The organism is Asaia sp. W19 (assembly GCF_003994335.1).
Classification (GTDB): domain Bacteria; phylum Pseudomonadota; class Alphaproteobacteria; order Acetobacterales; family Acetobacteraceae; genus Asaia.
This window is the reverse complement of sequence record NZ_PNQZ01000070.1, coordinates 102450-122865: the sequence shown is the minus strand read 5'-3', so window position 1 is coordinate 122865 and position 20416 is coordinate 102450. Positions and strand designations below refer to the sequence as shown.

Here is a 20416-nt window from a genome sequence, read left to right as displayed (position 1 = left end):
CTCACGGCAACGGGATACATAACAGATGAGCACCAATAAACCTCTGCAGAACCGTGTTGCCCTGATCACCGGTGCCGCGCGCGGTATCGGGCGCGCCATTGCCGAGCGCTATGCGCAGGAAGGCGCCAAGGTCGTGATCGGCGATCTGAACGAGGCTGGCGCCACCAGCGCGGCAGCTTCCCTCGGTGAGGCGCATATGGGCGTAAAGCTCGATGTGACGCAGCAGGCCTCCATCGACGCGGCCCTGGCTGCAATCATCACGCGCTATGGGCAGATCGATATTCTGGTCAATAATGCCGGGCTGTTCGATCTGGCCCCTACGGTCGAGATCACGCGTGAGAGCTATCACCGCGTGTTTGCCGTCAATGTCGAGGGGCTGCTGTTCACTCTTCAGGCCGTGGCGCGTCAGATGATTGCCCAAGGCCAAGGTGGCAAGATCATCAATTTCGCCTCGCAGGCAGGACGCCGTGGCGAGCCATTGGTTGGTATCTATTGCGCCTCCAAGGCTGCGGTAATTTCTCTCACCCAGAGCACCGGTCTCGATCTGATCAAACACGGCATCAACGTCAATGCCATCGCGCCCGGCGTGGTCGATAATGAGCATTGGGACGATGTGGATCGTCGCTTCGCGCAGTACGAGAATCTGCCTCTGGGTGAAAAGAAGCGTATCGTCGGTGCCTCCGTGCCCTTCGGGCGCATGGCCCGCCCTGATGAAATCGGCGGTCTGGCCGTCTTCCTCGCCTCGAAGGATGCGGATTACATCGTCTCGCAAACCTACAACATCGATGGCGGTAACTGGATGAGCTGAGCCTCAGGGCCCAGCGCATCAGGGGGTCAAGAAAGCGCCTGTTCGATCGGAGGCGCTTTCGAACTTCCCTCATCGGAGCGCCTGAATGAAGAGGCCTCCGTGACAGCGCCGCCATGCGCGGGCGTTCAGGATCTCGTTCCGGCTTCGTTGACGGGATCGCCCTGACAGGGGCGGGGAGATGCTGACTGCCCGCCCTCGCGCCTCATAAATCGAAACGCCGTCTTTTCCGCCGCATCACAGGGCGGAGAGGGCCGTCCTGCGCCTTCGCCACCGGGTTCCCACCGGGGCGTCGCCGATCCCGCCTTGCCTGAAGAAGGGGAAAAACATGAATGAACGTGAGCACTCCGCCATCCGTCAGAACGGAGGGGCACCGAGGGGAGCACAGGAGTCCATCGAGACGATTGTGGCCGAAGCTTCCCCCATGCGGCATTCGTGGCTGATACTCGCCATGGCGTCCTTCGCGGCGGCGGTTTGCGGCGGGTTATACGGCTATGATACGGGGGTGATTTCCGGCGCCCTTTTGCTCATGACGCGCGAATTCGGTTTGTCCCATACCCAGCAGGAAATCGTGACCGCCTCCATTCTGGCCGGTGCGGTTGCCGGGGCGTTGATGACCAGCTGGGCTTCCGAGCGGTTCGGGCGCAAGAAGACCGTGCTGATCGTCTTGTTCCTGTTCGCGACTGGAGCCATTCTCTGTTCGGTTGCGCCAAGCGTGGGCAGCCTGATTGCCGCGCGTTTCCTACTTGGTATCGCTGTGGGCGGATCGACCCAGGTCGTGCCGATGTATATCTCGGAACTCTCGCCCAGTCGTTATCGCGGCACGCTGGTGACGACGTTCAACGTGGCGATCGGTATTGGTATCGTCCTGGCCAATATCGTCGGGTATTATTATCACGATGTCTGGTCGTGGCGGCGCATGGTCAGCGTGGCAGCGGTGCCTGCCGGTCTTGTTTTCGTCATCATGCTGTTCATGCCTGCGAGCCCGCGTTGGGTGGCCGAGAAACGCGGTCTTGTGGCGGCAGCCCGCATTCTTGAGCGTGTGCGGCGCACGCGGCTCGATATTCACCAGGAACTGACCCAGATCGACCGGATCAGGCAATCGACAGACAAGGCGGATTCCGGCTGGGCGGGCATCCGGCAGCCCTGGGCACGTCCGGCTCTGGTGGCGGCGCTTGGCGTAGCCTTTTTCACCCAGTGCGGCGGCCTGGAAATGATGATCTACTACTCTCCTACCTTCCTGTCCGATGCGGGCTTTGGCAAGAATGCCGCCCTTCTGGCCAGTGTGGGGGTAGCGCTGGTATATGCGGTCGTCACGCTGGCCGGGTGTTTTCTGGTGGATCGTATCGGTCGCCGACGCCTGATGCTGATCATGATCCCCGGCTCCGTTCTCAGCCTGATCGGGCTCGGGCTGAGCTTCATGTCCGGTAGCCATCAGGGGGTAGGCGCGCTTGCGACGGTCGCTTTCCTGCTGCTGTTCATGATGTTCAATTCAGGCGGTATCCAGATCTGTGGCTGGCTGCTGGGCGCTGAGCTTTTCCCTCTGGGTATGCGTGGCATGGCCACGGCGCTGCACGCAGCTATGCTCTGGGGAAGCAATCTGCTGGTAACGGGCACCGCGCTTACCCTGGTTCAGGCAGCGGGGATCGGGCCGACCATGTGGATCTATGCGGGAATCAATCTCCTCTCCTTTCTATTTGTGTATCGCTACGTGCCTGAAACGGCAGGATTGTCGCTTGAGGATATCGAAGGGAATCTCCGGGCTGGCAGCTTCACGCCGCGCGCCATACGCAAGATGAGCGCGCGTCAGACCCGCACGCACCAGGATCGGGAAACCGCGCTGCAGAGTTGAGTGCCAGGCCGGTTTTCCTCGCGGCGCAGAAATTCTACTCTCTCCCGATTGATGTGAATGGGAGAGAAAGATGGAAAAGCGTCGCGTCGCCCCTTGGGGCACTCTCGGAATCGGCGCGCTGCTGCTCGCAGGGTTGGGGGCAGGCGCTGCTCCCGTCATGGCAGCGCCCGGCCAGGTGTCAGCTGCCAGCATCGGTTTTACTCTGCCAGCAGAGCGCGTTTTCTCTCCTGCCGATCAGGCGCGTGTTGATCGGATCGAGCAGGAGATGGCGCCGGTTCACGACTTCACCAAACGGCTTGACCAGATATCGGCCCGGTTTCTGGGGACCCCCTATCAGGCTGATACGCTGATCGGTAGCGCAGACACACCGGAGAAACTCGTGGTCCGCTTCGAGGGCGTCGATTGCTACACCTTCATCGATCAGGTGCGTGCTCTGGCTCTTGGCCATGATCGACGGGGATTTCTCGAGGCACTCGTGGGAACACGCTATCGGGGTGGGCATGTCGCCTATCTGGATCGGCGTCACTTCCTGACGGATTGGGTCGCCTATGCCCCGAATAACGCGCGCGATATCACATCCGACCTGTCTTCCGGGGTGCGCGTCACACATAAGATCCTCAATCAGCGCAAGGATGGCGGTGTGTATATAAGGGGGCTGTCTCCCCATGCACGCGATATCGCCTACCTGCCGCCAGAGGCTCTCACGCCTGAAGTGGCTGCGAAGATCCATACGGGCGATGTAATTGGTATCTACACTGCCCTGGATGGGCTGGATGTCACCCATACCGGGCTTGCCATCTGGAAGGATCACACGCTCTATTTTCGCAACGCATCCTCGCTTAAGGCCAACAGGAAAGTGGTCGACACCGAACTCGGTAGCTATATCCAGGGCAAACCAGGTATTCTGGTGCTGCGCATGATCGAGGGCGAGTGAAGTCGCTGCCGCTTGGAAACGGGAGCGACTGGCCGTACCGATAAGCCTCGAACGATATCATCACCGGATGAGCGTCCGGCGCTTACTGCAGAGCCTGGCTCTCTTCAGGCTCCCCGCCAGGCGTGCGTCGTCCCCGTGGAGAGCTGCCTGAGCCGGAAATGAGGCTCTCGTGTGAGAGGATTCTCGGTTCAGGCGTCCCCTCGACAGAGGTATCGGCTGACCTGTGCATCGCGAAACAGGCCGGGCTTGCGAGATCTGACCCATGGGCAAATAGCGGCCCGTTGTCCCGGCCCTGAACGCCATGATGCGGAGTGTCATGGCCTAAGCCGCACGATGATCCGTATCTCGAACTCTTCGGGTTCGCGTATAAGCTGAACGGCGCTCAGGTCATGTGTAGGGCGTACTGATGGCGTACTCGGTTATTGGCAAGGATTGTTACTTGCTACCAATGGGACGACTCAGAAACGTTCTCGTGCCGCCTTCTCGTTGCGAAAATAGTCACCGCATTTGTCGCCCGAATTTCGGCGGTTATTTCCCTGCACTGTCCTGAACGCGTTCTGCGAAGCATGTCGCCCCAAAAAAACGCGCTGCCCTTATTTTTTACTGAATGCGTTCGAAGACCAGGGGGCGGCGGAAACATTTTATAATGATACTGATTGCGAAGTTTATTGACGAAAAAATACTGTATTTGCAAGATGGAACATATCATCAATAAAAAACAATAATCAGGATGTTGCATGGCTTATACACTCAGCGGAACATGGTATGCTGTTCTGAGCGGTCAGGGGACCATCTACACAAGCACCGTTAATGGCCAGACCGTCTCGTATTCGGGTGCGGTCGTGTTTAAAGGCGCCACCCTGACGGTCACGAGCGGTGCGGTTGTGAGCGCCATCTCTGCCGTGTCGACGCAGATCTCGATTGCCTCGGGCGGCATCCTGCAGGGCTCGATCATGAGCAGCGGTGGCGTGACCATCGCGTCTGGCGGGAAAAGCATTTCCAACAGCTATAATGGCGGGGCGGATGTCACCACGCGCTACGAGGCGTATATCAGCGCGGGCGGGGCCTCTTACAGCGACACGTTCAATCGCGTCGGTACGATCAATGCGAACGAGGTGGACTCATTTGATGTTGGCTCTGGTGCCATCCTGCAGGATGCCACGATGGGAAGCGGGTCCTATGTCGCCATTTCCGATGGCGCCCAGGTGACGGGCCTGACGATTGAATCCACAGTAGCTTTTGTGGATTTGGGGGCAAGCTATGGATCTGTCCCGCTATCGGCCCCGCCGCCGCCATCATACACGCGCATGATTTCGGGTACCTGGTCGGCAGTCCTGAATGGCGGGCAAACCTATTACCAGAGTGGCACCAACTCCTTCCTGCAGCCCACCGGGGGGGTGTGCCTGACCGGTGGAGCGCTTTACGTCCAGTCGGGTGCAACGGTTGATCATGTCCTTGTGCAAAGTGGACAGGTCTTTGTGAGTAACGGGGCGTCGATGCGTAATTCCACTACGGAGAGCGGTGTTGACACGGTTATCCGTGATGGTGGCGTTTCGACCTCCAACGTCTATCGCGGTACGATTTCTGGCGCGGCTGGCAGCCTGTCGCAGGAGGATTATTTCGTCTCGCTCAACGGAATATTTAACCGGATCGACGGAACGGCGCAGGACGCGCATATCGGAACGCAAACCGAAGCGGGCTCGCTTTATATTGCTTCGGGCGGAAATCTCATCAACCCGACTGTCGCAGGCGGACGAAGCAGTGTGACGGTTCAGGGGGGTATGGACCCGTCCTGCTTCCTCCCGGGTGCCCTGATCGAAACCGTGAACGGCTATGGTGCAGTGGAGACGCTGCGTGCAGGCGATCTGATCGCCATCTATGATAGCGGTGAGCGGCAACTTGCGCCGATCTTGTCGGTATCGCGCCATACACATCACGCGCATGGACACAAAAACGCGGCTGATCTCGCCGGTTTTCCTGTCCGCATTCTTGCAGATGCCTTTGCACCGGGCGTACCATTCCAAGATCTGCTGGTGACCGGTGAGCATTGTTTCGTTTTCGATCATGCTTTGGTGCCGGTTCGTATGCTCATCAATGGCGGAACGATCCGTTATGAGACCGAGATGCCAAGCTATGACTATTATCACGTCGTCTGCGCCGGACATCACCTGATCCAGGCTAACGGTACGATGACGGAAACCTATCTCGACGCCACGACCGTATCCCGGGTCGAAACGATGCCAGCGGGGCGCCCTGTCGATACGACGCGCCACTTCGTGGAACCGCTCCATCGCGCCTTGCGCGCACGGGCGGGCATCATGGGCGTCGGTTGCGCCCCTCTGCCGGAAATCAGCGGTACTCGAGCCCAGTCGCCGTGTCTCGTGACGGGTGCAGGGACCCTGATTCATCCGCTGCGCAGGGCGGGTAACCGGGTGATTTTCAGCCTGCCTTCGGGTCTGTCCAGCGCTTATCTGCGGGTGCGCGCGGCGCTTCCCTCGCAGGTTTTTGGTCCATTCATTGATGACCGGCGTCTGCTTGGCGTCTCGATCGGTGAGATGAACGTGTTCCATACAAGGGGGCAGCGCGCGATCACGAGCCACCTGACGTGCCACGAGCTTACGGGCTGGCATGGGCTGGGCGAGGCTGCATCACGCTGGACGACCGACCTCGCTTATCTGCCGGATCTGGCCCCGGCCGCGTCCTTGCAAGGTGGTCTGGACGATGTCGGCCCCTCTCTGCTCTCCATCGAGATTCTCGATGAAGGTCCTTCGGTCCATCTGCTGGCCGAAGACGGGGACGCGGCGCGTCTGGTAGGCTGAATCAAGAGGGCTCGATCAGACGGTTCATGGGAGGGGCTTAGAGATGCCTCTCCCAGTCCTCTCCTTGCAGTGGGACGCCAAACAGATCGTGAGGTGCGGTCGCGACACAGGCAAAACCATTGCGGGCATAAAGGCGACGCGCCGTGTCCAGCACGGTATGGGTCCATAGCACCACGCGTTCATACTGTTTCTCACGCGCGAAATTCAGACATTGCTGCACGAGGGCATCGCCGATGCCGCGCCTTCTGGCGAAGGGTTCGACATGGAGCAGGCGCAGCCGCGCCGTACCCGGTTTTCCGCGAGCGGCTTCATCGGTCAGAAAAACGGCCCCTGCCATGACGCCATCCAGATCGGCAATCCAGCACGCCTCGCGATCCGGTACGAATTCGCGCAGAAATTGTGCGGCGGTTTCGGCAATCAGACATTCCAGCTTATGCCCCCAGCCATGGCTCTCGGCATAAAGCGCCGATTGGCGGGCCGCGATCAGGCTCACCTCTCCGGATCGCGGCGCACGCAGGGTGAGCGTTGCCGGGGCTGAAGGGGCCAGCAGGCGATGGGCGAGCGACAGGGATGAAACCAGGTCGTGCTGCTCCATCGGGTCCAGAACCGTGAGCGCCTTTTCGACGGCACTCCGCATGCGTTGATCGAGTTGGGCGACAAGACGGGCGCCAGAATCGGTCAGGCTGACCGGACGCGTGCGTCTGTCCTGTGTCGTGGCGTCTCGCGCAACGAGTGCCCGTCGGCTGAGACGTGTGATAAGGCGGCTCAGATAACCTCGGTCGATCTGTAGGATCTCCTGCAAGCTGGCGGCGCGTACCGGCGCGTTACGGGCGATTTCGAACAGCACGCGCGCCTCGGCCATGCTGATATCCTCACCCAGGAAATGGGTGTCGATGGCCCCGATATGGCTCACATAGAACCGATTGAACCGCCTGATGGCCTCGATCATGTCATCCATAATACTGCAGTCCGTCCTTCACTGGCGTGGGGCGATGGGTCGCATCTGCCCTCTGCGCTGCGAATGAGGCAACTCTCGGGTCATGACCTTCTGCAAATCTGTGCCTCGCGCCCGTGACGTAACAGATCAGTTCTCCAAACTGTGTCTTTGAGGCTTCAGAGCGGGCGATAAACCTGACTCAGGAGTCATTATGCAATTGACAATAACTCGCAATTGCAAGATCTCCGAGCGGGTTTCGTTCTAAGATGATGTGAATTCAAGACAATGCGCAGGACAATCGGTCTTCTCGCCCTTGCTGCGGCAAGTGCGGCTTCTCTCCCCATGGCTCTGGCAGAGGACAGACAGCCCGAGTCGATCTTGCGAAAAAAACCGGTCGCAGCCCGACATGATGCGGCCAGGAAAAAGGCCACGAACCGCGACAAGGCAGATGAGGTGATCGTTGTGTCGGCCACGGGTCTTTCCCAGGCAGGGGCCACGACCAAAACGCGGACACCGATCATCGATTCCCCGCAGACGATCTCGATCGTGACGCGTGAAGAGATCGAATTGCGCGCGTCACCGACCATTGCAGATGCGCTCTCCTATATGGCGGGCGTGCAGGCAGAGCCATCCGGTGTCGATAATCGCGTGGATGAGGTTTCGGTACGCGGGTTCGGCGCTGGGGGGTTCTCGTCGAATAATAATTTCGTCGATGGGCTGCGTCTGCCGTCGGGCGGCCAGTGGACGCGTACCTCCTTCGATCCTTTTGCATTGCAGCAGATCGAGGTTCTGAAGGGGCCCTCAGGCGCGCTTTATGGCCAGACGGCACCGGGCGGTATCGTCAATCTCACCACCAAGCGGCCAACCGAAAAGTCGCATGGTGAATTCTTTCTCCAGACCATCGGCTATACCAAGCTCGGCAACTGGCAGGGCCAGGCTTCGGGAGATGTTTCCGGCAAACTCAATAAATCAGGAACGGTCCAGGGGCGTATCGTTGCTGTGGCGCGTTATGGCGGAACGCAGGTCAATGATGTGAATAGCGGGCGCTATTACGTGTCGCCCAGTCTGACATGGAATTATGCCAAAGGGTCGAGCTGGACGCTGCTGGCGCAATATCAGCGCGATACGGGTGGGTCGACTTTCCAGTTCCTGCCGATGACTGGCACACTTGTGCCGTCCAAGGGACGCTATATCCGCAATGATGAAAATATCGGCGAGCCGGACTGGAACACTTTCGATCGGACACAGGTGCTGACGGGCTCGTTCCTCGAGCACAAGTTCAATAATATCGTCACGCTGCGCAACAACACGCGTTATACCTATCTCGATAATCTCTATCGCTCGACCGTGCTTTCGGGGGATACACTCACAAAATGCACGGCCAGCATCAAGGGGTGCGTGCCCTATCAGACCGTCAATCGTCGTGCAGTCGAAGGGCGCGGGCGTTCCCAAGGTGTCGCGACGGATACCCAGCTTGAGGTCAGGGCCAGAACAGGCATGGTGCGCCATACCCTGCTGTTCGGTACGGATTATTTCTACACCAATTGGGAAAGCTCGCGCGATCTGGTCAATTCGGCGCTTGTGCTGCCCTTGCTGAATATCTTCGATCCGGTGGCCCGTGGCACGACCGGCTATTCGGCCGGTCTGGCGCCACAGGTTTATGGCGCTACGGAATCACAGCAGAATGGTCTTTATTTCCAGGACCAGATGAAGATCGAGAATCTCTACATCACGGTCGGGGGGCGTCAGGACTGGGCGCGTGACAACACGCTCAATATCCTGACCAAGAAACGCTACCTGAACGATAATGACCGTTTCACCTGGCGTGCCGGTGCCGTCTATCGCACCAGGATCGGCCTGGCACCCTATTTCAGCTATGCCACGTCATTTCAGCCTCAGGTGTCCGATCCTTCCACCGCACTCGATAACAAGCCCTTCAAGCCGACCACGGGTGACCAGTACGAAGCAGGGCTGCGCTATCAGTACGGCAAGAGCATCTATGTGACCTTTGGCGGGTATCAGATCACCCAGCAGAATGTGACGACACCGGCACCGAACGGCCAGCTTTGTGGCACCGCTACCTGCCTTGTGCAGACGGGCGAGATGCGTGTGCGCGGTCTCGAGCTTGAAGGCCGGGCGACGCTGCCCTGGGATATGGCGGTCATTTTCACCGGGACGCGCAGCGCGGCAAAAATCACGGAATCCAATACGGCTTCGCAGATCGGTAACATTATGCCGCAGGCCCCGAAATGGATGGCTTCGCTCTTTGTCGATCAGCGCCTGCTGCATGGCCCCATGCGTGGTGCGGGTTTCGGTGGTGGCGTGCGCTATACAGGCCACTCCTATGGCGACACGGCCAATACACTCTCTATCCCCGGCTATACGCTTTATGACATGTTCCTGCGCTATGATTTTGGCGTGGCGCGGCCGCGCTATGACGGTCTCTCCTTCTCGCTCAACATGCGCAACATCGCGAACAAGCGCTTCGTGGCGACCTGTACGGCCGTTTCTGCCTGCTATTATGGGCAGGGTCGCAGCCTGACCATGCGCCTGGAATATCGCTGGTGAGTGCGCATCCGCTTTTCGCCCTCGCCGGGGGTATACTGGTCGTGATGGCGGGTATGGCTTTCTATCTGGCTGCCCATCAGCAGCAGCTTCTGGCGCGTCGGCTGCCCCTGCGCCCCGCAGTTCTCGCCGGGATGCTTCTCCTGGTTCTGTCCATGATCGGCCTTGCGACGGCTACGAGCCCGCTTGTGGGGGTTTTTGCGAGCGCGATCGGGTTGATGGTCGTACTCAGCCTGTTGCCCGTGACCGTGGCGGTCTTTCGGCGGGAGCGAAGCGGGTCATGAGCGAACAATCATGAAAGCCGCGCCGCTCACCACACGACACTGGCTGTCAAAGACGCTTGCGGCCCTGATTCCGGGTGCCGCGCTCGCTCTGGGGGTCATGGTGCTGATCGGGCATCTCTGCGGTAGTACGGGCAATCCGATGACCCTGTCCGCACAGTTCCTGATGTGGGGGGCAGCGCTAATCTGGGTGCTCTGCCTCAGCCTGTGTTTCCTGTTTCGCTCCGGGCTTGGGGCCTGGTTCGGCTTTGGCTGGCTCGCCTGCCTCGTCTGGCTTGCCAATACGCTGATGGCCGGTTTCTCTGCGGGAGGCAGTCCATGAAGCTGCGCGCCGATATTGTTGCGGTCTATCGCGAGGTTCATAGCTGGGTAGGCGTGGTGGCCGGGCTCTTTCTGTTCATTGCCTTTTATGCCGGGGCCATCACCATGTTCGAGCCTGCACTTGAATCTTGGATGACACCACGCCCTGCGCTGCCTCAGCCCGTTTCTCTGGAACGGACACCGGAGCTTCTCGAGAAGGCTTTCACGGCGTTTCCCCAGGCACGCCGCCAATACTCGATCGTGGTGGCGCCTGATGCCGCGCATCCCGCCAGACTTGTTTGGCCTTTGAGCGAGGGGCGGCATGGGCACGGTTCGGCGGCGGTCATGATGGCGGCGCTTGATGCGCAGGGTCAGCTTGTGACCGTGACGCGCCGACCTTCTCCCGTCGCGCAGGTCATCGATGTGATTCATCAGCGCATGGGACTGCCTTTGCCTCATGAGACGGCCATGATCGTCATGGGGTTCATTGCGCTGGGTTATGCGCTGGCACTGGTTTCCGGCACGCTCGTTTTCCTGCCCGCTCTGGCGCGTGGCCTTTTTGCCGTCAGGTTGGTGGGCAGCGTGCGACGCAAATGGCTCGATCTGCATAATCTGCTTGGCTTCTGCTCCCTCCCTTTTCACATCGTCATGGCCCTGACTTCTGTGGTTTTCGCGTTTCACGACGTGATCTTCTCCGTGCAAGCGGGATTTCTGGGCGGGGAGCGTCGAGGCGCCGAGCACGGTGCCCTTCAGGGAACTACGGGGCAGGGGCATGCACGCTTCGGTCGAGAAGCTGGGCAAGGCGCACTCTCGGGGCCGGGCGGTCCGGGCAGAGCCGTCGGGGATCAGTCAGCATTTGGCCCTGCCGGGCAAGGGCCCCGGATGCCGGTCGCAGATGAAGGTCACGTCATGGCGGCCCGGAGCGGCACGCAAGACATTCCGCCGGCTCTGTCACGCCAGGCAGCGGGGGATGACAGATCTGGCACGGGTGGCCCCGTTTTGCACGGCGGAGCTCCGGGGCGCGCGGTTCCCCTCCCGCTGCCGCCTGATCGCATTCTCTCACGCCTTGCGCAGAGCGCGCCCGGCTTTGTTCCGGATACATTGGATTATACGCAGCGCAAGCCTCGCGAACGTAGCGGTGCAGCACCCTCTGCTTCAGGGGGGTCTCTGACATTGCGTGTGTCAGGCTATGATGCCGCGCATGTTATGCGCGGCCCGAGCAGTGGCTTTGCAACGCTCGATCCGACAACGGGTGCGCTTTTGTGGCGGGACTATCTGCCCGGTCAGCAATCCGCCGGATTTGCTGCGCTGACGAGTTTCTTTGCGCTGCATTTCGGCAGTTACGGGGGCGTCCCCATACGCTGGGCTTATCTCGTTCTGGGCTTTGCCGGAGCGTTTCTGTTCTATACCGGTAATCGTCTCTGGATTGCCGTGCGCCGGCGCAGGGAGAAGGCCTCCGGTCTTGAGCTGGACACCCGTGGAACATGGTTCCTGGCAAGACTGACGACCGGATGCTGCGCAGGATGCATGGCCGGCATTGCGGTGCTGCTTGATGCAGGGCTTGCTTGCCCAGCTTGGGTTTCGGAATCCAGCGCCATGCTGGTCTATCAGGGTGTGTTCTGGCTCTTCGTTTCAGGCGCCTTCATTCCACGTATAGGGGAGCGCCCCCTTCTGGCTCTCAGCGGTGCCTTCTATCTTCTGCTTGCCGGGCTTGTTTGTGTGCAGAGTGGTCGGGAGATTACGACCGGCTGGGCAGTTGCCGTCATCTCCCTGATCCTGGGTGGGGTTTTGTGCCGTCATTCTTTCCGAGTCGAGCGGCCGCGCGCAGCCTGACCGATGCCCTGGCTTCGGCCGGGGAGGAAGGATTTCAGTTTCTCAGCCTGTTTGCGATGGCGTTGAACATGAGGGACGCCTCGAGAGGTTGTCGGCTGAAGGAAGGTTCGGCCTCGGGCCAGGTCGCCCACTGGACGATCACCAGCTTTTCTTGCGGATCGACAACGAGCAACTGCCCGAAGATACCCATGGCCCAGAGCGACTCACTCGGGCTTAGTCCGGTCTTCGGGGCAACAGTATCAGCCGCAGCAGGCACAGAGTTGTGCCACCATTCAAAGCCATACGTCCCGTCGGGATGAGCGGGACTGACCGAATGACGTGCTTTGGTCCATTGGCTGCACGCCTTCAGCCATGAATCGGGCAGGATCTTGCGACCATCGGGGAGGACCCCGTCATTCATGACGAAGAGGCCGAACTTGCCCCAGTCTTCCATCGTGGCATTGAAGCCATGGGCGCCCACGTCATGCCGGTTCTGCCGATAGCTGTGCCAGACACCGTCATGGGTCATGCCATAAGGCTGCCAGATCATCTCCTGCAGGTTTTGCGCGATGGTTTTGCCGGTCGCTTTCTCGAGCACGTCTCCAAGAACCCAGGCTCCCCCTGATGAGTAGGACCATGTGGTTCCGGGTGTGGCGACAGAAGGGCGCTCGGGCGAGGCCACAAGCGCTGTGACACATGCATACGGGTCCGTGCCTGCCTCGCAGCGTGTCAGACGCGCGAAATCGGAGGCAGGATTTGTGTAATCCTCGTTCCACGCGACGCCAGAGACATGCTGAAGCAGTTGACGGATCGTGATTCCAGCCCACGTCGTGCCTTTGAGAGACGGATCGTATGTGACAGCGGTATCATCGAGGGAATGGATCGTGCCCTGTTTGAGTGCGATTCCAACCAGCGTGGAAACGACCGATTTCCCCACGGAACGTGAAGTCCAGAGTGTATCAGGCGTATTGCCGTTGCCATAATAGCGATAAACGACCTTGCCGTCCTTGATGACCATGAGGCCGGTCACATTGTTGCGGCTCAGATAGGCAGCAAGCGGATAGTGCTTCCCGTCGATTTCATAGTCTACGCTGGAGAGATCCTTCAATCCGAGAGGCAAGGCGGAGGGGTTTTTTGCCTTGAAGACATCGCCGTCATACATGCGCCAGTCATTGCGGAAGCCGATCACCCGCTCCGCTTGTCCCCAGCTCAGCATTGTACGGGCATCGGGCAGAGCCGTGTCGACAGGTGTCGGGCAGACGGACAGGCCGAGGCGCCGACAGTCCTGGTTGGCGGTTTCGGCCCTGCTTGGCGACATGGTTGTGCATAAAAGCGCCGCCAAAAGGAGAGGAGAAAAACTGATCTGCATTGTACTGGAGACTCTTCTTGTTCTTGCCGAAACGGTCAGGGCAAGTTCTGACCCGAATTTGCGGCAAGTATGAGTCTCGAAAGCGAGATCACGCCTATTTCATCGGAATGACGGTCACGTTACGAGCGTGATCCTGCGCTGCGCCGATCCGCTCCCGAATGAGGTGCATGGTTCGAAACGATACGCGGCGTGAGCTCATGTGCGCTTCGATAGCGGCTTGTGACATCATGGGACGTCGAGACGGTCAGCAATTGTGTAAGTCCTTTCATGTCATTTGGGGTTAGGAAAGCGCTTTGCCCAAATCTGCTTCAGCACAAGAGTGGCGGGCCGTGATACGGCCTGATGGCTGTCGATGGCCGCAAGACATGACAGCGCTCTGTCGGGGGTGTCCGCTCTCAGTGCTCTGTGGGATTGGGGATGGCGCGGCGCGGAGGTGGCAGAGCGCGTCCCCACCGGCAGATTCCAAGGCTTCTGTTCTTGGAAGCGTGTTGATATCCGACTTCGGACCTCTTGCAACGCTCTATTCGAGTTGACAGCCTGGGGAGGCAATGTCCGACGCCTGATGGCATGTTTCCGGATATGCTTATTGATCTGGTCGATACGCATAGGACCCGATTCTACACATGCTCTTCTACAAGGCGATATCGAACAGGAAAAATATCAACTGTTACGATATCGAAAAAATGATAGTACTTCATGGATTATTACAGGATTTTTCTCGGATAAAATGACGAATCATGTTCGATTAGATAAGTTTCGAAGTGATTATGAAACCATATATTAATATCTGAAATTATGACTTAAACCACTGTTTGCAAAGGGTTATTGAGCGGATCCGAGGTGTGATCCTCTGCGCTTCGTATTCGATAAGCCTTTTTTTGGTTGCGGATCGAATTCTTCTGTTGTCCTAGGGAAAACAAGATTTCTGAAACCGATTTGGAAGAATGCGACATGGCCGATTATGAAACCCAGGTCAGCGGTGCCAAACCTTGGGCAGATGGTAGCGTCGGTGAGGGCGATACCAAAACAATCATCGTCCAGTATTTTGGCGCGAATGGGAGCACCGCAGGGTCAACCGGGGGCGCTATTTGCAATCAGGATTATCCCAAGACCGCGAATGGCGTGATGACCGTGGACGGGCACCTCATCATCGATATGGCCTATGCAGTTTCCACAGTCTATTTCGGATATGGGTCGGGAACCGTTGGAAATTATACCACGCCTTGCATCAACGCGGGCGGTCAGGTGGACATCAACGGTTATGGAAGCTATAATGGAAATAATTTCGTAAATTTTTACAATACAACTACAAATAACGGCACGCTCAATGTGTCAAATATTACGATGTATACCGGAGATGCCAATAGTACGATCACCGGGACCGGAACTTTCAACATGACGGGTGTGCGATTGTCGGGAGACAATGGCAATTTCAATGCCTGCACGGTTGGCAAGATCGGTGGCGGTCAGACGATCAACATGACCGGGTCAGATTTGTCGGTCTATACCTCGCTGACGGATGTCACGATCAACATGAATGGTGGCGGGAATTACCTCGCTTTGAGACCGACAATCACGGCACGCAATGTCAGCATCACAGGGTTCGGTCAGGGAGATATCATTGATATCGCCTATCTGAATGGCGATGACACCTGGCATTATGATCCTGCGACAGGAGACCTCGTTGTGACCAGCGGGGCTTACTCCTTCACCGTCAATATTGGTCTCGGATACGATCCTGACCTGTTTGCGTCTACCAATACCGCTTATCCGGGCATGAAGGGGGTTACCTATCTCGCCACAGCGCCCTGCTTTCTGGCCGGAACCCTTATCGAGGCAGAGACCGGGCTGGTTGCGGTGGAAACCCTGCGCGCAGGGCAAAGGCTGCGTTGCATTCGTGACGGCAAGACCAGTTTTCAGCGTATCAAAGCCGTCAAGCGGGGAACGGTATCCGTGCTGAAGGCCTCCAATCTCGGTCTGGACGAGGCCGGCTGCAGCGTTCGTATCTGCAAGAACGCGTTTGGAGACGGACAGCCATTCCAGGATCTCCTCGTGACTTCCGAGCATCGGTTCCTGCTGGATGGAAAGCTCGTGGCGATCAGGACCATGGTCAATGGGGCATCGATCCGTTACGAGACCGATCTCGAGCATTATGCCTATTACCATGTAGAGATGGAGCGCCACGAGATCATCCTGGCCAACGGCGTGCGCACCGAAAGCTACGCAGATGTTGTGGTGAAAAAGGATACATCCGGTAGATCGGCGATCCTGCGGACTCCTGAACTTGTTGCGCCTCTAGAGACACGCGCCGCATTTCTCGAGCCTCTCCATGACCGACTGAGCCGTAGGGCGGAAAGCCTGGGGATCAAACGGCGCGAGCGTGTTGCAGCGCCCGTCGCGCTCGGCGTATCTTCCAACGCGTCCCTTACGCTGATCGCTGCCGATGGGACGATTATCGAACCGAGATCCTGCGCAGGAGCCCATTACGCCTTCACGATTCCGGAGGGAACACGAAGCGTGAGGCTCAGCACATCGGTGGCCCGTCCTTGCGATGTCATCGGGCCATTTTACGATGATCGTCGTTATCTGGGTGTCCAGATCGGCGAGGTCGTCCTTTTCGGGGGGAGGCATGAATACAGGCTGGACGCGCATCTGAGAACGGATGAGCTTTCCGGATGGCACGGACTAGAAGGGGGTGAACGTCGCTGGACCAAGGCGAATGCGCTGATCGATCTCCCCTATGGCGCCGGATCTGGTCCTTCCGTTCTGGTCGTAGAGGTAGCAGCAACCCTTGAGCCCAGAATTGCCGTATCGCAGGAAACGGTAGCAGAGGCCGCCTGAGCGTGCCGGTTCCGTGGCGGAGATATCTCACCGATCTCCGCTATGGATCATTTGACATGGGCTCGCGCGCATGATGCCAATCTGGAGACGGGCCCGGCGCTGGCCCGGTTATGCCTTGATTGACTCGAGTTTGCGCTCGACCCAGTCCCGTGCCGGGTTTCCGCCCCATAGAAGCCAGGCGATATAGCCTGCCGAAGGGTCGCTGTCCGATCCCCATTCATGCGTCTTGGTATGCTGGTCGGATTTGTGGCGAGCGAAAAAGCTGTGCATGGATTTGAGATCGCTCTCATCCAGATCCCTCTGCTCAGCCAGTTGTTCGGCGCGTTTGACGCCTGAATCTGTGCCACCCCGATTGAATTTCTCGCGCAATTTCAGACCGTGGCGTGCCGCCGAGGCCATTTCCTTGGTGGGATGAAAGCTGCTCTGCGTCATGATCCGACTTCCTTTTGCATGGCGGCCTACGGGCCTCCCTGGAGGAGGTAGAGAACTCATTCGGTTGAGGCGAAGTTGCAGAGATTTCGCGTATCGACGATGGCTCAGACTTCAGACTTCAGACTCAGGCAGAGGCAAGGCCTGAAATCGGGGAAAAGCGCGGCTCCGCCTGATCTCCCTCTCGGTCAGGCAGGGAGGCGCGTCCGGGAGGGGCAGGCATGAAGAAGGCCCGTACTGCGAGGTACGGGCCTTCTTCTAAGCTGGTTTTCGTCTCACCCGACCATGATGCCACGTCTGGTGCCAAACGCGCACGCTGAACGCTGCCCTGGGCACCCTTATCGCGTGCAACGCTTACCGAACGGCACTAACCGTTCACGCAGTGGCTGCGCTCGTCAGCATGGCAGTCAGGCGCTGGGCGAAGCCTGCGGCGTCGGGCAGGGTCTCGCCATCCTGAATGCGGGCCACATCCAGCAGAACGCGGGCGAAATCCGCCACGCTCTCCCCTTTCTCCACCCGCGCCGCGAGATCACGGATGAGCGGATGATGCGGGTTGATTTCCATGATCGGGGCTGCCGGGGGCATGCCCTGACCCGAGCGGCGCATCAGACGCTGCATCATCAGATCGGGACCGCCTTCGCTCGTGATGACCACAGCGCTGCCGACCAGACGGACCGTGCCGCGCACGTCCTTCACGTCGTCGCCAAGGGCTTCCTTGAGCGCCGGGATCAGCTTCTCGAGATCCGCAGCCTCGCCTTCCGGCGTCGGGGCTTCGAATTTCTCCAGATCGCCATGGGCCTGGTTGATGGATTTCAGGGTCTTGTCTTCATAGGAAGACAGACGATCGGGCCAGAAACCGTCCACCTGATCGGAAAGCAGCAGCACCTCGATGCCACGGGCACGGAAGCCTTCGAGCTGCGGCGAGGCGGCCAGTGCCTCGGCGTTTTCCCCCGTCAGGTAATAGATCGATTCCTGACCCGGCTTCATGCGCGTCAGATAGGCATCGAGCGTGGTCGGATCGTCAGACGCCGTGGAACGGAAGCGGGACAGGGCGGCGAGCTCCTGGCGGTGCTCTGAGTCCTCCCAGATGCCTTCCTTGATGATCGGGCCAAAGTTTTCCCAGAAAGTGCCGAAGGACTCGGCATTTTCCGTATCCTTGGCGCGGTTCTTGATTTCGGTCATCACGCGCTTGGTCACGGCCTTGCGGATGCGCTGCAACACGGGGGTCGATTGCAGCATTTCGCGCGAGACGTTCAGCGGCAGGTCTTCGGTGTCGACAACGCCCTTTACGAAGCGCAGCCAGGCCGGCAGGAGCTCGGCCTCGTCGGTGATGAACATGCGGCGCACATGGAGATGCACCTTGCTCTCACGCGACTGCTCCATGAAGTCGAACGGACGGGCCCCGGGAATGAACAGAAGTGCCGTGAATTCGGTCGTGCCTTCTGCGCTCCAATGCAGGGTCGCATAGGGCTCGTCGAACTGATGGGCAACGTGGCGGTAGAACTCGGTGTACTGCTCGGGCGTGATGTCGGATTTCGACTTGCGCCACAGCGCCGTGCCCTCATTGGCCGATTTGTCTTCCTCACCTTCACGCAGCGTGATCGGCCAGGAAATATGATCGGCCCATTTGCGGATGATCGAGCGCAGACGCCAGGCGTCGAGAAATTCATCGGCATCGGTTTTGACATGCAGGATGATGTCTGTACCGGGCTGCTCGCGCGTGGCAGGCGCAATGGTGTAGGCGCCCTTGCCGTCAGACGACCACTGCCAGGCCTGATCGGAACCGGGCTGGCGCGAAATCACGTCCACCTTGTCGGCCACCATGAAGGCTGCATAAAAGCCGACGCCGAACTGGCCGATCAGGCTGGGGCGGTCTTCAGGCTTGGCGCTGTTCAGCTTCTCGCCAAAAGCGCGCGTGCCGGAGCGCGCGATCGTGCCCAGATTGCTCGCCAGATCCTCACGGCTCATCCCCGCGCCGTTATCGCTGATGGTCAGCAGGCGGGCATCCTTGTCTGGATTGATGCGAATGGCGGCATCTGCGGGCAGTGCCTTGGCAGCGTCGGTCAGAGCCTCGAAACGGCGCTTGTCGGAAGCATCGGCTGCATTCGCCACCAGCTCACGCAAAAAGATCTCGCGCTCGGAATAGAGGGCATGAACCACAAGGTCGAGCAGGCGCCCGACTTCTGCGCTGAATTCATGCTTCTCGGCGCCCTGGACCTGATCTTTTTCGGTATTTTCGGTCATGGAGATCCCTCAAGACTATGTTGGTGCCACAAGAGCACTGATTTGCATGGGAAAGTAGAAATCCGGCCCTGAATTTTCAAGAGAGGCGCGGTTTCAGGAAATCAGGGGATACAGAGGCAGAACGCAATCACGGGTGAGCGGGGCAAGAGGCAGGGCCTGTGCCTCTTCGGGCGTCACCCAGAGCGCTTCTTCGATTTCGGCGGCAATAGAGACGGGGCCGGGCCAGAGCAGGGTGAAGAGATCGGCGCGCACGATATGGCCGGGTTCATTGGCAGCGGGGGCCTCGATCTTTCCGAGGAAACGGCATGAAGTTTCGTCCGGCTGAATGCCGAGTTCTTCGCCGATTTCGCGCAACAGCGCGGCCTGCGGGGTCTCGCCCGGCTCGATCTTGCCGCCGGGCTGCATGAAGGCTCGCGTGTCACGTTTGCGTACAAGCAGGAGCCTGCCCGCCCCGTCATGGAACAGGGCGGCAGCAATGGTGATGACAGACATGGCAGGTTTCAGACTGTCTCAGCGGGCATCGTCGCCCAGAATCGACAGACGGCCATCCGGCAGGCGATGCGCCTTGAGCGCCTCGTAACCCGGCACGGTGGGATGGGGCACATCGACTTCGTGGGTATGGGTGGCCGTGATCACCACCACGCTGGCACCTGCGGCCTCTCCCGCCTTGATCCCGGCAGGGGCGTCCTCGAACACCGCGCAATTCTCCGCCTTGAAGCCCAGACGCTCTGCGCCCAGCAGGAAGCAATCGGGCGCAGGTTTGCCATTCGGCGCATCTTCCGCCGTGATCAGGATTGCAGGCATAGGCAGCCCGGCAATCTCGATGCGCTTGAGCGCAAGCTCGCGTGAGGCCGAGGTGACGATAGCCCAGCGATCGGCGGGCAGGCTGTTCAGAAAGGCCGTGGCACCGGGGATAGGGTCGATGCCATGCGTATCCTCCAGCTCACGGCTGGTGATCCAATGCGCTTCAGCCACCGGATCGACGCCCGGCAATTTCTGACGGCGTATGGTTTCGATGGTCTGGACGCCATGGATGGTGGGGAGGAATTTCTCGACATCGAGGCCATGCTTTTGCGCCCAGAGGGTCCAGACGCGCTCTGCCGCGATAATGGAGGTGAGGATCGTACCATCCATATCGAACAGGAAGGCATCGAAGGCTTTACCGGGAAACAAATCATGCTCGGCCAAGAGAAATCTCCGTTATGAGAACAGGTCACACAGGGCGCAG

15 protein-coding genes are annotated in these 20416 nt (G+C 59.2%); 9 read left to right on the top strand and 6 right to left on the bottom strand.

Annotated features, from left to right (window positions below):
* The first annotated feature begins 25 nt into the window (after positions 1 to 25).
* From C0V97_RS15340 to C0V97_RS15325, 4 genes are all read left to right on the top strand, one after another.
* Positions 26 to 808, top strand: coding sequence for an L-iditol 2-dehydrogenase (locus C0V97_RS15340; protein WP_127103437.1), 783 nt, complete (start codon positions 26 to 28; stop codon positions 806 to 808).
* 325 nt (positions 809 to 1133) lie between these two features.
* Positions 1134 to 2657: a sugar porter family MFS transporter gene (locus C0V97_RS15335; protein WP_127103436.1), complete on the top strand. Its 1524-nt coding sequence runs from the start codon at positions 1134 to 1136 to the stop codon at positions 2655 to 2657.
* A 70-nt stretch (positions 2658 to 2727) separates the two neighbouring features.
* Positions 2728 to 3591 carry an N-acetylmuramoyl-L-alanine amidase-like domain-containing protein gene (locus tag C0V97_RS15330; protein WP_127103435.1) on the top strand — a complete coding sequence of 288 codons (864 nt, stop codon included), beginning with the start codon at positions 2728 to 2730 and terminating at the stop codon, positions 3589 to 3591.
* Positions 3592 to 4328: 737 nt separating this feature from the next.
* A complete protein-coding gene (locus C0V97_RS15325) occupies positions 4329 to 6410 on the top strand; it encodes a Hint domain-containing protein (protein ID WP_127103434.1) in 2082 nt (693 codons plus the stop codon).
* Positions 6411 to 6447: 37 nt separating this feature from the next.
* On the opposite strand, the gene C0V97_RS15320 is transcribed toward C0V97_RS15325, so the two are convergent.
* Positions 6448 to 7368, bottom strand: a complete 921-nt coding sequence (locus tag C0V97_RS15320; RefSeq protein WP_127103433.1) for a bifunctional helix-turn-helix transcriptional regulator/GNAT family N-acetyltransferase — start codon at positions 7366 to 7368, stop codon at positions 6448 to 6450.
* Positions 7369 to 7632: 264 nt separating this feature from the next.
* On the opposite strand from C0V97_RS15320, the gene C0V97_RS15315 reads away from it, so the two are divergent.
* From C0V97_RS15315 to C0V97_RS15300, 4 genes are read left to right on the top strand one after another with little or no spacing between them, the layout of a single operon-like run.
* A complete protein-coding gene (locus C0V97_RS15315; protein ID WP_127103432.1) occupies positions 7633 to 9915 on the top strand; it encodes a TonB-dependent siderophore receptor in 2283 nt (760 codons plus the stop codon).
* Positions 9912 to 10196 carry a hypothetical protein gene (locus C0V97_RS15310; protein ID WP_127103431.1) on the top strand — a complete coding sequence of 95 codons (285 nt, stop codon included), beginning with the start codon at positions 9912 to 9914 and terminating at the stop codon, positions 10194 to 10196. Before C0V97_RS15315 ends, C0V97_RS15310 begins: the two co-directional genes overlap by 4 nt.
* 10 nt (positions 10197 to 10206) lie before the next feature.
* Positions 10207 to 10515: a hypothetical protein gene (locus tag C0V97_RS15305; RefSeq protein ID WP_127103430.1), complete on the top strand. Its 309-nt coding sequence runs from the start codon at positions 10207 to 10209 to the stop codon at positions 10513 to 10515.
* Positions 10512 to 12326: a PepSY domain-containing protein gene (locus tag C0V97_RS15300; protein WP_127103429.1), complete on the top strand. Its 1815-nt coding sequence runs from the start codon at positions 10512 to 10514 to the stop codon at positions 12324 to 12326. The genes C0V97_RS15305 and C0V97_RS15300 overlap by 4 nt, the downstream gene beginning before the upstream one ends.
* Positions 12327 to 12360: 34 nt before the next feature.
* On the opposite strand, the gene C0V97_RS15295 is transcribed toward C0V97_RS15300, so the two are convergent.
* The gene (locus tag C0V97_RS15295) at positions 12361 to 13623 is read right to left on the bottom strand and encodes a serine hydrolase (RefSeq protein WP_199751926.1); all 1263 of its coding nucleotides are present in this window, start codon (positions 13621 to 13623) and stop codon (positions 12361 to 12363) included.
* Between the two features lie 1002 nt (positions 13624 to 14625).
* Between C0V97_RS15295 and C0V97_RS15290 the strand changes: the two genes are divergently transcribed.
* Positions 14626 to 16515 (top strand): Hint domain-containing protein, encoded by a 1890-nt coding sequence (locus tag C0V97_RS15290; RefSeq protein WP_127103427.1) that lies wholly within the window; start codon positions 14626 to 14628, stop codon positions 16513 to 16515.
* Positions 16516 to 16623: 108 nt separating this feature from the next.
* Here C0V97_RS15290 and C0V97_RS15285 read toward each other — a convergent pair whose 3' ends face one another.
* From C0V97_RS15285 to C0V97_RS15270, 4 genes are all read right to left on the bottom strand, one after another.
* Positions 16624 to 16947, bottom strand: a complete 324-nt coding sequence (locus tag C0V97_RS15285) for a hypothetical protein (protein WP_127103426.1) — start codon at positions 16945 to 16947, stop codon at positions 16624 to 16626.
* 372 nt (positions 16948 to 17319) lie between these two features.
* Positions 17320 to 19188 carry a molecular chaperone HtpG gene (gene htpG, locus C0V97_RS15280; RefSeq protein WP_127103425.1) on the bottom strand — a complete coding sequence of 623 codons (1869 nt, stop codon included), beginning with the start codon at positions 19186 to 19188 and terminating at the stop codon, positions 17320 to 17322.
* A 93-nt stretch (positions 19189 to 19281) separates the two neighbouring features.
* Positions 19282 to 19680: an NUDIX domain-containing protein gene (locus C0V97_RS15275; protein WP_127103424.1), complete on the bottom strand. Its 399-nt coding sequence runs from the start codon at positions 19678 to 19680 to the stop codon at positions 19282 to 19284.
* 18 nt (positions 19681 to 19698) lie between these two features.
* Complete coding sequence (locus C0V97_RS15270; protein WP_199751923.1) at positions 19699 to 20376, bottom strand: HAD-IA family hydrolase; 678 nt, start codon at positions 20374 to 20376, stop codon at positions 19699 to 19701.
* Positions 20377 to 20416 lie beyond the last annotated feature (40 nt).